This is a genomic window from Pseudomonas sp. GW822-FHT06B12, from assembly GCF_058799675.1.
The window spans coordinates 66490-78807 of record NZ_JBXALR010000007.1 but is presented as its reverse complement, the minus strand read 5'-3'; the positions used below and the strand labels follow the sequence as shown (position 1 = coordinate 78807).

General features: G+C 59.6%; 13 protein-coding genes. 11 read left to right on the top strand and 2 right to left on the bottom strand.

All coding sequences use genetic code 11. The features are described 5' to 3' along the window. Window positions 1–207 precede the first annotated feature (207 nt). Window positions 208–1326, top strand: a complete 1119-nt coding sequence (proB, locus tag AC1RKH_RS17185) for a glutamate 5-kinase (RefSeq protein WP_123423591.1) — start codon at window positions 208–210, stop codon at window positions 1324–1326. A gap of 11 nt (window positions 1327–1337) precedes the next feature. Continuing rightward, the gene (locus AC1RKH_RS17180) at window positions 1338–1802 is read left to right on the top strand and encodes a CreA family protein (protein ID WP_493064456.1); all 465 of its coding nucleotides are present in this window, start codon (window positions 1338–1340) and stop codon (window positions 1800–1802) included. A 186-nt stretch (window positions 1803–1988) separates the two neighbouring features. On the opposite strand, the gene rpsT is transcribed toward AC1RKH_RS17180, so the two are convergent. Then, entirely contained in the window at window positions 1989–2267 is a 279-nt protein-coding gene (gene rpsT / locus AC1RKH_RS17175) for a 30S ribosomal protein S20 (RefSeq protein ID WP_003185593.1), read from the bottom strand. Between the two features lie 250 nt (window positions 2268–2517). Here rpsT and murJ point away from each other — a divergent pair, with 250 nt between their 5' ends. The 6 genes from murJ (at window position 2518) to ispH (ending at window position 10048) form a co-directional block, all read left to right on the top strand. After that, a complete protein-coding gene (gene murJ, locus AC1RKH_RS17170; RefSeq protein ID WP_493064455.1) occupies window positions 2518–4056 on the top strand; it encodes a murein biosynthesis integral membrane protein MurJ in 1539 nt (512 codons plus the stop codon). Between the two features lie 118 nt (window positions 4057–4174). Then, window positions 4175–5113 carry a bifunctional riboflavin kinase/FAD synthetase gene (ribF, locus tag AC1RKH_RS17165; RefSeq protein ID WP_493064454.1) on the top strand — a complete coding sequence of 313 codons (939 nt, stop codon included), beginning with the start codon at window positions 4175–4177 and terminating at the stop codon, window positions 5111–5113. 13 nt (window positions 5114–5126) lie between these two features. Next, window positions 5127–7958, top strand: a complete 2832-nt coding sequence (gene ileS, locus AC1RKH_RS17160) for an isoleucine--tRNA ligase (protein ID WP_493064453.1) — start codon at window positions 5127–5129, stop codon at window positions 7956–7958. Continuing rightward, entirely contained in the window at window positions 7951–8463 is a 513-nt protein-coding gene (lspA, locus tag AC1RKH_RS17155) for a signal peptidase II (protein WP_019691622.1), read from the top strand. The genes ileS and lspA overlap by 8 nt, the downstream gene beginning before the upstream one ends. A 7-nt stretch (window positions 8464–8470) precedes the next feature. After that, on the top strand, window positions 8471–8908 hold the full coding sequence (gene fkpB / locus AC1RKH_RS17150) for an FKBP-type peptidyl-prolyl cis-trans isomerase (RefSeq protein ID WP_185015279.1): 438 nt from the start codon (window positions 8471–8473) through the stop codon (window positions 8906–8908). A 192-nt stretch (window positions 8909–9100) separates the two neighbouring features. Further along, on the top strand, window positions 9101–10048 hold the full coding sequence (ispH, locus tag AC1RKH_RS17145; RefSeq protein ID WP_493064452.1) for a 4-hydroxy-3-methylbut-2-enyl diphosphate reductase: 948 nt from the start codon (window positions 9101–9103) through the stop codon (window positions 10046–10048). Here the strand turns inward: ispH and AC1RKH_RS17140 are convergent. After that, window positions 10025–10573: a GspH/FimT family pseudopilin gene (locus AC1RKH_RS17140; RefSeq protein WP_493064451.1), complete on the bottom strand. Its 549-nt coding sequence runs from the start codon at window positions 10571–10573 to the stop codon at window positions 10025–10027. The two genes, ispH and AC1RKH_RS17140, sit on opposite strands and share 24 nt — an antisense overlap. 123 nt (window positions 10574–10696) lie before the next feature. On the opposite strand from AC1RKH_RS17140, the gene AC1RKH_RS17135 reads away from it, so the two are divergent. The 3 genes from AC1RKH_RS17135 to AC1RKH_RS17125 are packed head-to-tail and all read left to right on the top strand — an operon-like array spanning window position 10697 to window position 12317. Continuing rightward, the gene (locus tag AC1RKH_RS17135; protein WP_123423600.1) at window positions 10697–11170 is read left to right on the top strand and encodes a GspH/FimT family pseudopilin; all 474 of its coding nucleotides are present in this window, start codon (window positions 10697–10699) and stop codon (window positions 11168–11170) included. Next, window positions 11167–11610: a type IV pilus modification protein PilV gene (gene pilV, locus AC1RKH_RS17130; RefSeq protein WP_493064450.1), complete on the top strand. Its 444-nt coding sequence runs from the start codon at window positions 11167–11169 to the stop codon at window positions 11608–11610. Before AC1RKH_RS17135 ends, pilV begins: the two co-directional genes overlap by 4 nt. Next, window positions 11607–12317, top strand: a complete 711-nt coding sequence (locus AC1RKH_RS17125) for a PilW family protein (RefSeq protein ID WP_493064449.1) — start codon at window positions 11607–11609, stop codon at window positions 12315–12317. The genes pilV and AC1RKH_RS17125 overlap by 4 nt, the downstream gene beginning before the upstream one ends. Window position 12318 lies beyond the last annotated feature (1 nt).

Sequence of the window (12318 nt, the reverse complement as noted above, 5' to 3'; positions counted from 1 at the left end):
TCATCTGCGGCAACCTCGTTCCTGTAGGAGCAAGGCTTGCCCGCGATGACGGTTTATCTGGTCGGGCGCAGTGTTATCATCGTCCGCAAGCCAGATTCCAAGGCGCCGCTCTTTAGAGCGGCGTTTTGGTATCTGCAAAACGCAGTAATACAAATAATCGCATGGGTGGCGCTGGGTCGCGCCGCTCGCCGGCATAGGTTGAAGATGATGCGGAGCAAGGTGACAGGTGCGCAGCGTTGGGTCGTGAAGATCGGCAGCGCTTTGCTGACGGCTGACGGCAAGGGTCTGGATCGCGCGGCAATGGGCGTCTGGGTTGAGCAGATGGTCGCGCTGCATGAGGCGGGTGTCGAGCTGGTGCTGGTGTCCTCGGGGGCGGTGGCGGCAGGTATGAGTCGCCTTGGCTGGACCGCACGACCCAGTGCGATGCACGAGTTGCAGGCGGCTGCCGCCATCGGTCAGATGGGATTGGTGCAGGCCTGGGAATCGAGCTTTGCCGAGCATGGCCGGCACACGGCGCAGATTCTCCTGACTCACGATGACTTGTCCGACCGCAAGCGTTACCTCAATGCGCGCAGCACCTTGCGTGCGCTGGTCGAGCTCAAGGTCATTCCGGTGATCAACGAGAACGATACGGTGGTCACCGATGAAATCCGTTTTGGCGACAACGACACGCTGGCAGCGCTGGTGGCCAACCTGGTCGAAGCTGATCTGTTGGTGATCCTCACCGATCGTGACGGCATGTTCGATGCCGATCCGCGCAACAACCCTGATGCCAAGCTGATTTACGAGGCGCGCGCTGACGATCCTGCATTGGATGCAGTGGCGGGCGGCACCGGCGGTGCATTGGGTCGTGGCGGTATGCAGACCAAATTGCGTGCGGCGCGTCTGGCGGCGCGTTCGGGGGCTCACACGATCATTGTGGGTGGGCGTCTGGAGCGTGTACTGGATCGTTTGAAGGCAGGCGAGCGCATCGGCACCTTGCTGTCGCCTGAGCGCGGCCTGCTGGCGGCGCGCAAGCAATGGCTGGCCGGGCACTTGCAGACCCGCGGCACGCTGGTGCTGGATGAGGGTGCGGTCACGGCGTTGTCGCAGGGCAATAAAAGTCTGCTGCCGGTCGGTGTGAAGCTGGTTCAAGGTAGCTTCCGTCGCGGTGAAATGGTGGTGTGCGTGGCGCCGGACGGTCGTGAGATTGCCCGTGGGCTGGCTAACTACAGCGCACTTGAAGCGCAAAAAATCATCGGTCAATCGTCTGAGGCGATTGTCGGTCTGTTGGGTTACATGGCGGAGCCGGAGCTGGTTCACCGCGATAACCTGATCCTGGTTTAAGGAAAACGCGAATGCGCATGGCAAAAGGATTGTTGGGGTTGCTGCTGGCGATGCCGCTGCTGGTTTCGGCTGAAGAAATCGGTCAGGTATCGACTGTATTTAAATTCGTCGGACCGAATGACCGCATTGTCGTCGAGGCCTTCGACGATCCCAAGGTCGATGGCGTGACCTGCTACCTGTCGCGAGCCAAGACGGGCGGCGTGAAGGGCGGTCTGGGGTTGGCCGAGGATCGGGCGGAAGCGTCCATCGCTTGTCGCCAGGTCGGGCCGATCAGCTTCAAGGGCGAGCTCAAGGATGGCGAGGAGGTGTTCAAGGAGCGCACGTCCCTGGTGTTCAAGACCATGCAGGTGGTGCGTTTCCTCGACAAGAAGCGCAATACCCTGGTGTACCTGGTCTACAGCGACCGCCTGATCGAAGGCAGCCCGCAGAATGCGGTGACCGCGATTCCGATTTTGCCGTGGACGCACAATCAGTAATCTAACGAGGATTGAAATGTGGGAGCGAGCTTGCTCGCGATAGCGGTGTAGCAGTCAGCAATGATGTTGAATGTTATGGCCTCATCGCGAGCAAGCTCGCTCCCACATTGGTTTTGGGTATGCGCTCGCCAAATCGCAGGCAATAAAAAACCGACCCTAGGGTCGGTTTTTTAATGAGCGTGTCGCTTAGGCAGCAGCGGCAACGTTCAGAGCCTTGACGTGGCCATTCAGGCGGCTCTTGTGGCGAGCAGCTTTGTTCTTGTGGATGATGCCTTTATCGGCCATACGGTCGATAACTGGCACGGCCAGAACGTAAGCAGCTTGCGCTTTTTCAGCGTCTTTTGCGTCGATGGCTTTAACTACATTCTTGATGTAGGTACGAACCATGGAACGCAGGCTGGCGTTGTGGCTGCGACGCTTCTCAGCCTGTTTTGCACGTTTTTTGGCGGAAGGTGTGTTGGCCACCGTCGAGCTCCTCGAAAGACTTTTTAGGAAATAGCAAACAAAATAGGCCGCGAATCATGCCGATGAGTTGAAGTCTTGTCAAGGGCGGTTGAGACGTTCCGCTAAGTGGTAGGTGAGAGCGACGGGATATTTCTTTCCGGCGTGCGACCTGTAAACTCGCGAGCTTTGGCTCTGTGCTGTTGCGGCGCGGAGTATCGCATAAGTGGGCGGTTTGTTCGCCTGCTGTTTATCGACAGGCAAAAACTCTTCAATGAACCTGCTTAAATCGTTGGCCGCCGTCAGCTCTATCACGATGCTTTCCCGGGTTCTGGGGTTCGTCCGTGACACGCTCATCGCACGCATATTTGGCGCCGGGATGGCCACAGACGCCTTCTTTATTGCCTTCAAACTGCCCAACCTGTTGCGGCGGATCTTCGCCGAAGGGGCGTTTTCCCAGGCCTTCGTACCGATTCTGGCGGAATACAAAAGTCAGCAGGGCGAGGAGGCGACACGAACCTTCATTGCTTATGTTTCGGGCTTGCTGACGCTGGTACTGGCGCTGGTGACGATTCTCGGAATGATCGCGGCGCCCTGGGTGATCTGGGTCACGGCCCCGGGCTTTACCAATACGCCGGAAAAATTCCAGCTGACCTCCAGCCTCTTGCGAGTGACCTTTCCTTATATATTACTGATCTCGCTGTCCTCGCTGGCCGGGGCGATCCTCAATACCTGGAACCGTTTTTCGGTGCCGGCGTTCGTGCCGACCCTGCTCAATGTCAGCATGATCATCTTCGCGGTGTTCCTGACACCGTACTTCGATCCGCCCGTAATGGCTCTGGGCTGGGCGGTGCTGGCCGGTGGCCTGGCGCAATTGCTCTATCAACTGCCGCACCTGAAAAAAATCGGCATGCTGGTGCTGCCGCGCCTGAATCTGCGCGATACCGGTGTCTGGCGTGTGATGACACAGATGCTGCCGGCGATCCTCGGGGTCTCGGTCAGCCAGATTTCGCTGATCATCAACACCATTTTTGCTTCGTTCCTGGTGGCTGGCTCGGTGTCCTGGATGTATTACGCCGACCGCCTGATGGAGTTGCCATCCGGTGTTCTAGGTGTGGCGCTGGGGACGATTCTGCTGCCGACACTGGCCAAGACCTACGCCAGCAAGGATCGTCACGAGTACTCGCGAATTCTCGATTGGGGCCTGCGCCTGTGCTTTGTGCTGGTGCTGCCGTGTTCGCTGGCGCTGGGGATTCTGGCGGAGCCGCTGACCGTTTCGCTGTTCCAGTATGGTCAGTTCAGCGCGTTTGATGCTTCGATGACTCAGCGTGCACTGGTTGCCTACTCGGTCGGTCTTCTCGGGATTATCGTGATTAAAGTGCTGGCGCCGGGCTTTTATGCGCAACAAAACATTCGCACGCCGGTAAAAATCGCGATTTTCACGCTGGTCGTCACTCAGCTTTTCAACCTGGCCTTGATCGGCCCGTTGAAACACGCCGGTCTGGCGCTGGCTATCAGTGCTGGCGCGTGCCTCAATGCCGGTCTGTTGTTCTATCAGTTGCGCAAGCAGAAGATGTATCAGCCGCAGCCAGGCTGGGGCCGGTTCGGGCTCAAGCTGGTGGTCGCGGTGACGGTGATGTCCGCGGTGTTGCTGGGATTGATGCATTTCATGCCGGCCTGGGGCGAAGGGCACATGCTGGAACGCTTGCTGCGTCTGGGGGCTTTGGTAGGCGCCGGTGTGGTGGCATATTTCGGTATGCTGGCGTTGATGGGCTTCCGTCTGCGGGACTTCAATCGCAAGGCGCTGGACTGACAATAATCACGGGTCGGGCGTCGGTTTTGTCGGCTCGATCACTTTGGGTTACGGTGTTGCCTGTCGTCGGCCGCCGGGTGTGGTTATAATCGACCACTTTATGAGCAAGAAGCGCGTTATGCAGCTGGTTCGAGGCCTCCACAATCTGCGCCCCCAGCATCGGGGCTGTGTCGCCACTATTGGCAACTTTGACGGTGTTCACCGTGGTCACCAGGCTATCCTGGCCCGGCTGCGTGAGCGTGCGCTCGAGTTGGGTGTACCCAGCTGCGTGGTGATTTTCGAGCCACAGCCGCGTGAATTTTTCGCCCCGGACACGGCTCCGGCCCGTCTGGCGCGCTTGCGCGACAAGCTGCAGCTGCTGGCCGACGCAGGTGTCGACCGGGTTCTGTGCCTGGCATTCAATCAGCGCTTGAGCAAGCTCAGCGCCGCCGAGTTCGTCGACACGATTCTGGTCGATGGGCTGGGCGTGCAGCATCTGGAGGTCGGTGACGACTTCCGTTTCGGCTGTGATCGGGTAGGGGATTTCGATTTCCTGCAACAAGCCGGAACAGTTCAGGGGTTCACCGTCGAAGCGGCCCAGACCGTTGAACTGGACGGGTTGCGTGTCAGCAGCACCCAGGTGCGTAACGCCCTGGCCGCGGCTGATTTTGCCATGGCCGAGCGATTGCTCGGTCATCCGTTCCGGATTGCCGGACGGGTCCTGCACGGGCAGAAGCTGGCGCGCCAATTGGGTACGCCAACAGCCAACGTGCAACTCAAGCGTCGTCGTGTACCGCTGACCGGGGTTTACCTGGTGAGCGTCGAAGTCGACGGCAAGACCTGGCCAGGCGTCGCCAATATTGGCGTGCGGCCAACGGTTGAAGGTGATGGCAAAGCCCACCTTGAAGTCCATATTCTAGATTTTGCCGGCGATCTGTATGACCGGCGTTTGACGGTGGTTTTCCACCATAAGCTGCGCGAAGAGCAGCGTTTCGCCTCTCTGGAGGCGCTTAAGACGGCGATCAATGCGGATGTCGCCGCCGCCCGTGCCCTAGCCGCACCTAGCGCCAATCGCTAATGAAGAGCCTTAAATGACCGACTATAAAGCCACGCTAAACCTTCCGGACACCGCCTTCCCAATGAAGGCCGGCCTGCCTCAGCGCGAACCGCAGATTCTGCAGCGCTGGGACAGCATTGGCCTGTACCAGAAGTTGCGTGAGATTGGTAAGGATCGTCCGAAGTTCGTTCTGCACGACGGTCCTCCGTACGCCAACGGCACCATTCATATCGGTCATGCGCTCAACAAGATTCTCAAGGACATGATCATCCGCTCGAAAACCCTTTCGGGTTTCGACGCGCCTTATGTTCCGGGCTGGGACTGTCACGGTCTGCCGATCGAGCACAAAGTCGAAGTGACCCACGGCAAGAACCTCACCGCGGATAAAACCCGCGAGCTGTGCCGTGCCTATGCCACCGAGCAGATCGAAGGCCAGAAGTCCGAGTTCGTCCGTCTGGGCGTGCTTGGCGACTTCGCCAACCCGTACAAGACCATGGATTTCAAGAACGAGGCCGGTGAAATCCGTGCCTTGGCCGAAATCGTCAAGGGTGGTTTCGTGTTCAAAGGCCTCAAGCCTGTGAACTGGTGCTTCGACTGCGGTTCGGCCCTGGCTGAAGCTGAAGTTGAATACGAGAACAAAAAGTCCTCGACCATCGACGTGGCGTTCCCGATCGCCGACGAAGCCAAACTGGCTGCCGCCTTCGGCCTGCCGTCGTTGGGCAAACCGGCTTCGATCGTGATCTGGACCACCACCCCGTGGACCATCCCGGCCAACCAGGCGCTGAACGTTCACCCAGAGTTCAACTACGCCCTGGTCGATGTCGGCGACAAACTGCTGGTACTGGCTGAAGAGCTGGTCGAGTCGTGCCTGGCTCGCTACAACCTTGAAGGTTCGGTCATCGCCACCGCCACTGGCGCGGCGCTGGAACTGATCAACTTCCGTCACCCGTTCTACGATCGCCTGTCGCCGGTTTACCTGGCCGAGTACGTTGAACTGGGCGCTGGCACCGGCGTGGTTCACTCCTCGCCAGCCTACGGTGTAGACGACTTCGTGACCTGCAAAGCTTACGGCATGGTCAACGACGATATCCTGAACCCGGTGCAAAGCAACGGTGTTTACGTGCCATCGCTGGAGTTCTTCGGCGGCCAGTTCATCTGGAAGGCGAATCCGGCCATCGTCGACAAGCTGACGGAAGTCGGTGCGCTGTTGCACACCACCGTCATTGAGCACAGCTACATGCACTGCTGGCGTCACAAGACCCCGCTGATCTACCGCGCTACTGCGCAGTGGTTCATTGGCATGGACAAACAGCCGACGACTGGCGACACCTTGCGCAAACGCGCGATCAAAGCCATCGAAGACACCAAATTCGTACCGGCCTGGGGCCAGGCGCGCCTGCATTCGATGATCGCCAACCGTCCGGACTGGTGCATCTCCCGTCAGCGCAACTGGGGCGTGCCAATCCCGTTCTTCCTGCACAAGGAAAGCGGCGAGCTGCACCCACGCACCGTTGAGCTGATGGAAGAGGTTGCCAAACGCGTCGAAGTCGAAGGCATCGAAGCCTGGTTCAAGATGGACGCGGTCGAGCTGCTCGGTGACGAAGCGCCGCAGTACGACAAGATCAGCGACACCCTTGACGTCTGGTTCGATTCGGGCACCACGCACTGGCACGTCCTGCGCGGTTCGCATCCGATGGGCCACGACAACGGTCCGCGTGCCGACCTGTACCTGGAAGGTTCCGACCAACACCGCGGCTGGTTCCACTCGTCGCTGTTGACCGGTTGCGCCATCGACAACCACGCGCCGTACCGCGAACTGCTGACCCACGGTTTCACCGTCGACGAAGCCGGCCGCAAAATGTCCAAGTCCCTGGGCAACGTGATCGCGCCGCAGAAAGTCAACGACACCCTGGGCGCCGACATCATGCGTCTGTGGGTGGCTTCGACCGATTACTCGGGTGAAATGGCAGTTTCCGATCAGATCCTGCAACGCAGTGCGGACGCCTACCGGCGGATCCGTAACACCGCGCGCTTCCTGCTTTCCAACCTGACCGGTTTCAACCCGGCCACCGATATCCTGCCGGCAGAAGAAATGCTCGCGCTGGATCGTTGGGCCGTGGACCGTACCTTGCTGCTGCAACGCGAGCTGCAAGAGCACTACGGCGAATACCGTTTCTGGAACGTCTACTCCAAGATCCACAACTTCTGCGTGCAGGAGCTGGGTGGTTTCTACCTCGACATCATCAAGGATCGTCAGTACACCACTGGCGCCAACAGCAAGGCCCGCCGTTCGGCGCAAACCGCGTTGTTCCACATCTCCGAAGCGCTGGTGCGCTGGATCGCGCCGATCCTCGCCTTCACCGCTGATGAGCTGTGGCAGTACCTGCCGGGCGAGCGCAACGAATCGGTCATGCTCAACACCTGGTACGAAGGCCTCAGCGAGTTGCCGGAAGGCTTCGAACTGGACCGCGCCTACTGGGAGCGGATCATGGCGGTCAAGGTCGCGGTCAACAAGGAAATGGAAATCCAGCGCGCGGCCAAGGCCGTGGGCGGTAACCTGCAAGCCGAAGTGACACTGTTTGCCGAAGAGGCGCTGAGCGCCGACCTGGCCAAGCTGAGCAACGAACTGCGCTTCGTGTTGATCACCTCGACAGCGAGCATTGCACCGTTCGTGCAAGCGCCGGCCGACGCAGTGGAAACCGAAGTCAGCGGTCTGAAACTCAAAGTGGTCAAGTCGAGCTTCGCCAAGTGCGCCCGTTGCTGGCACTGCCGTGAAGACGTCGGCGTGAACCCTGAGCATCCGGAAATCTGCGGTCGTTGCGTCGACAACATCAGCGGTGCCGGCGAGGTTCGTCACTATGCCTAATGCTGCTAGCCGTTTCGGACGGCTGAGCTGGCTCTGGTTGAGCGTGCTGGTTCTGGTCATCGACCAGGCCAGCAAGTTCCACTTCGAAAGCTCGCTGACGATGTACCAGCAAATCGTGGTGATCCCCGATTACTTCAGCTGGACCCTGGCTTACAACACGGGCGCGGCCTTCAGCTTCCTGGCTGACAGCTCCGGCTGGCAACGCTGGTTGTTTGCCCTGATCGCGGTCGTGGTCAGTGCCGTGCTGGTGGTCTGGCTCAAGCGTCTGGGGCGCAACGACACTTGGCTGGCGATTGCGCTGGCACTGGTGCTCGGCGGCGCGCTGGGCAACCTGTACGACCGCATTGCCCTGGGCCATGTGATCGATTTCATTCTGGTGCATTGGCAGAACCGCTGGTATTTCCCGGCGTTCAACTTTGCCGACAGCGCCATCAGCGTCGGGGCTGTGATGCTCGCGCTGGATATGTTCAAAAGTAAGAAGACCGGAGAAGCCGTTCATGACTGAACAGGTATTGGCTGAGCAACGCATCGGCCAGAACACGGAAGTCACCTTGCACTTTGCATTGCGCCTGGAGAACGGCGACACCGTCGACAGCACCTTCGACAAAGCCCCGGCGACCTTCAAGGTCGGCGACGGTAACCTGCTGCCAGGTTTCGAAGCCGCGCTGTTTGGCTTCAAGGCGGGCGACAAGCGTAATCTGAGCATCGCGCCAGAAAACGCTTTCGGCCAGCCCAACCCGCAAAACGTGCAGATCATCCCGCGTTCGCAGTTCCAGGATATGGAACTGTCCGAAGGCCTGCTGGTGATCTTCAACGATGCGGCGAATACTGAGCTGCCCGGTGTGGTCAAAGCTTTCGATGATGCTCAGGTGACCATCGATTTCAACCACCCGCTGGCTGGCAAGACATTGACCTTTGACGTAGAAATCATCAACGTCAAAGCGCTGTAACTGATCCAATGGGATCAACTGTGGGAGCGAGCTTGCTCGCGATGGCTGAGTACCATTCAACATCAATGTTGGATGTGAGGCGCTCATCGCGAGCAAGCTCGCTCCCACAGTAAGTTTTCACTGTTTTCGAGCCTGGTGTTCGAATGACAGGCAGGCATTACTATTTCTTGCGCGCAAGACACGAGGCACAGCATGCAAATCAAACTCGCCAACCCCCGTGGCTTCTGCGCCGGTGTGGACCGGGCGATCGAAATCGTCAACCGCGCCCTGGAAGTCTTCGGGCCGCCGATCTATGTGCGCCACGAAGTGGTCCACAACAAATTCGTCGTTGAAGACCTGCGCGCACGCGGGGCGATCTTTGTCGAAGAGCTGGATCAGGTGCCGGACGACGTCATCGTGATCTTCAGTGCCCACGGGGTTTCCCAGGCCGTTCGTACTGAAGCCGCAGGCCGTGGCCTGAAGGTATTCGATGCGACCTGCCCGTTGGTGACCAAAGTGCACATCGAGGTGGCGCGCTACAGTCGCGACGGTCGTGAATGCATTCTGATCGGCCATGCCGGTCACCCGGAAGTCGAAGGCACGATGGGGCAGTACGACGCCAGCAATGGTGGTGCGATCTACCTCGTCGAAGACGAAAAAGATGTCGCCGCGCTGAACGTACGCGACCCTGAAAAACTCGCCTTCGTGACTCAGACCACCTTGTCGATGGACGACACCAGCCGTGTGATCGATGCCTTGCGCACGCGTTTTCCGGCCATTGGCGGCCCGCGCAAGGACGACATCTGCTACGCCACACAGAACCGTCAGGACGCGGTCAAGCAACTGGCTGACGAATGCGACGTGGTGCTGGTGGTCGGCAGCCCGAACAGCTCCAACTCCAACCGCTTGCGTGAGTTGGCCGAGCGCATGTCCACCCCGGCGTACCTGATCGACGGCGCCGAAGACATGCAGCGCAGCTGGTTCGATGGCGTCGAGCGGATCGGCATCACCGCCGGGGCTTCGGCACCGGAAGTGCTGGTTCGTGGCGTGATCGAGCAACTGCAGGCCTGGGGCGCTACCGGTGCCGATGAACTGGCCGGTCGCGAGGAGAACGTCACCTTCTCCATGCCCAAAGAGCTACGCGTTCGCTCCCTGCTCTGATTCTTCACCTCCCGCGCACAAGGCCTGCTCGGCCTTGTCGCTGCGCAGGCTGACGCGGCCGCTTCGGGACAGCACCACCTGGTGATGGCTGACCGGCTCGCGGCCCGCGCAGATGTGCAACGTCCCGGCCTGAAACGCGCCGCTGGGCAACAGCGGCTCGCCGAGGCTGCTGAACCGTACAAAACTCTTCACTGGCCGATTACCCACGATCGGCACCCGTGCGTCTGCCTGACGTTCGATCAGCAGCGGGTTGCTGCTGTCCTGATGACCCTCGCCATTGATGTCCAGAATGATTCGCCAGCCCTGGCCCCAATCGTCATTCAACGCGTGGATGACGATGGTCTGATTACGCAGGATTGCCTCGGTGCGGGCATTGCGCATGCCACTGGCGAGCGTTTGCGCTGCGTTCTCGCGGTGCACCGATTGTGTGTACTCGCTGAGCAGCGGACTCGCCAGTTGCAGAACGATCGCCGCAATTGCCAGTCCGATAAGCAGTTCGATCAGACCGAAACCCTTCTGATGCATGACGTCTCCTTCCCTGGAGAGGGTGCTGGCTTGTGCAATGAGTGTCAAAACAACCCGACGGCCCCCGGTTGAATGTTCTAGCTTGATACAGCTAGGTGTAGTCGTTGGCAGCGGAGGGCAGCGATGAATCATCGTACAAAAGGTTTCACGTTGATCGAGTTGCTAGTGACCCTCGCGGTGCTGGTAATCCTGATCACCCTGGCGGTGCCGGCGTTTACCCGCTCAGTGCAAAACGCCAAGGCCGACACCGAGATCAGTGATTTGCAGCGAGGACTCAATTACGCCCGGCTGGAGGCGATCGACCGTGGTATCACCACAAGGATCCGGCCAACTGCCGGCGGTAGCGTCTGGACCGGGGAGTTGACGGTGTACGACAGCACCGGCACACCGGCGAATGTATTGCGGGTTGTTCCGGCGATGAGCAGCGGCGCCACTCTGACGCTAACCTCTGGAGTGACCAGCATCGATTTCAACAACCTCGGCGGGTTGTCGGCGCCGGCCACGGCGGTGCTGATCAATTACGTATTAGGGGCGCAGAGCCGGACGCTCAGCGTATGTTTGAACGGAAGGATTGTCTTGGGTGGAAGCTGCGGATGACGGGATCGGGATCGCGTGCACAGGACGGCATGACACTGATCGAAGTGTTGGTTGCGTTGTTGATTCTGGGGGTAGGGCTGCTGGGGGCAGCGGCGATTCAGCTCAATGCGCTGAAATACACCGACAGCTCGCTGATGAGCAGCCAGGCGAGCTTTATCGCCTATGACATGATGGACCGGATTCGCGCCAATTCTGCAGCCGACTACACCGTCACGCCGCCGACCTCGGGTAATTTGAATGTCACTCGGGATCAGGATCTGTATGACTTCACCACCAATATCACCAGCTTCGGCGGCCCGACCGCCACGGGCAGCATTACCCTGAATCAGCGGGTGTATACCATCACCATCACCTGGGATGACTCGCGTGCCGCCGCTGCTACTTCGACTCGCAGTTTTGTCCTGAGCAGTCGCGCCACCGTTGATCCGGTGACGCCATGAACCGTTCATCCCGAGGTTTTGGCCTGATCGAACTGATGATCGCCCTGGCGATCAGCCTGATCGTGGTGCTCGGCGTCGCGCAAATTTTCATCTCGGCGAAAAGCACTTACGTCAGCCAGAACACCTCTGCCGGGATGCAGGAGGATGCGCGTTTTGTCCTGAGCAAGATGATTCAGGAAATCCGCATGGTCGGCATGTTCGGTTGCCTGGGGACGATTACCGATGCGAGCTCGGCCGGTGACTTCAACGCCAACCAGATCACCCCGATCAGCTGGGATAACACCGCGCTCAAATTGACCCTGGTGACTTCGGATGTCGGCGGCAACGGCGGCGGGCCCACCTGGACCGTGGTGTCTGACTGCCGAACCAGCGCAACGGCCTACACCGGGGCGCACACACCGACAGCCGGGCAATTGGCGTTTCCGATCCGGCGGCTGGCCTACAGCTTTAGCAACGGCCAGATCCTGATGACCACGGGCACCGGCGGCGCATCGGCGGTACTGGTGAACAACGTCAGTGCTTTCAACGTGACCTTCGGCATGGCCACCAGTGCCACCGACGTTGCCGCATCGAGTTACAGCAGCAACCCGACCGACCCGACGCGAATCCGCAGTGTGCGCCTGACCTTGACCCTGACGGATCCCAACAACCGCGTGCGCAATCAGACCTTCAACGTGGTTGCCGCCTTGCGCAACCGGTTGATGTAGA

Excerpts from the sequence above, each read along its gene's own strand:
- proB (WP_123423591.1), top strand. The coding sequence starts at position 208 with ATGCGGAGCAAGGTGACAGGTGCGCAGCGTTGGGTCGTGAAGATCGGC.
- AC1RKH_RS17180 (WP_493064456.1), top strand. The coding sequence starts at position 1,338 with ATGCGCATGGCAAAAGGATTGTTGGGGTTGCTGCTGGCGATGCCGCTG.
- murJ (WP_493064455.1), top strand. The coding sequence starts at position 2,518 with ATGAACCTGCTTAAATCGTTGGCCGCCGTCAGCTCTATCACGATGCTT.
- ribF (WP_493064454.1), top strand. The coding sequence starts at position 4,175 with ATGCAGCTGGTTCGAGGCCTCCACAATCTGCGCCCCCAGCATCGGGGC.
- ileS (WP_493064453.1), top strand. The coding sequence starts at position 5,127 with ATGACCGACTATAAAGCCACGCTAAACCTTCCGGACACCGCCTTCCCA.
- lspA (WP_019691622.1), top strand. The coding sequence starts at position 7,951 with ATGCCTAATGCTGCTAGCCGTTTCGGACGGCTGAGCTGGCTCTGGTTG.
- ispH (WP_493064452.1), top strand. The coding sequence starts at position 9,101 with ATGCAAATCAAACTCGCCAACCCCCGTGGCTTCTGCGCCGGTGTGGAC.
- AC1RKH_RS17140 (WP_493064451.1), bottom strand. The coding sequence starts at position 10,573 with ATGCATCAGAAGGGTTTCGGTCTGATCGAACTGCTTATCGGACTGGCA.
- AC1RKH_RS17135 (WP_123423600.1), top strand. The coding sequence starts at position 10,697 with ATGAATCATCGTACAAAAGGTTTCACGTTGATCGAGTTGCTAGTGACC.
- pilV (WP_493064450.1), top strand. The coding sequence starts at position 11,167 with ATGACGGGATCGGGATCGCGTGCACAGGACGGCATGACACTGATCGAA.
- AC1RKH_RS17125 (WP_493064449.1), top strand. The coding sequence starts at position 11,607 with ATGAACCGTTCATCCCGAGGTTTTGGCCTGATCGAACTGATGATCGCC.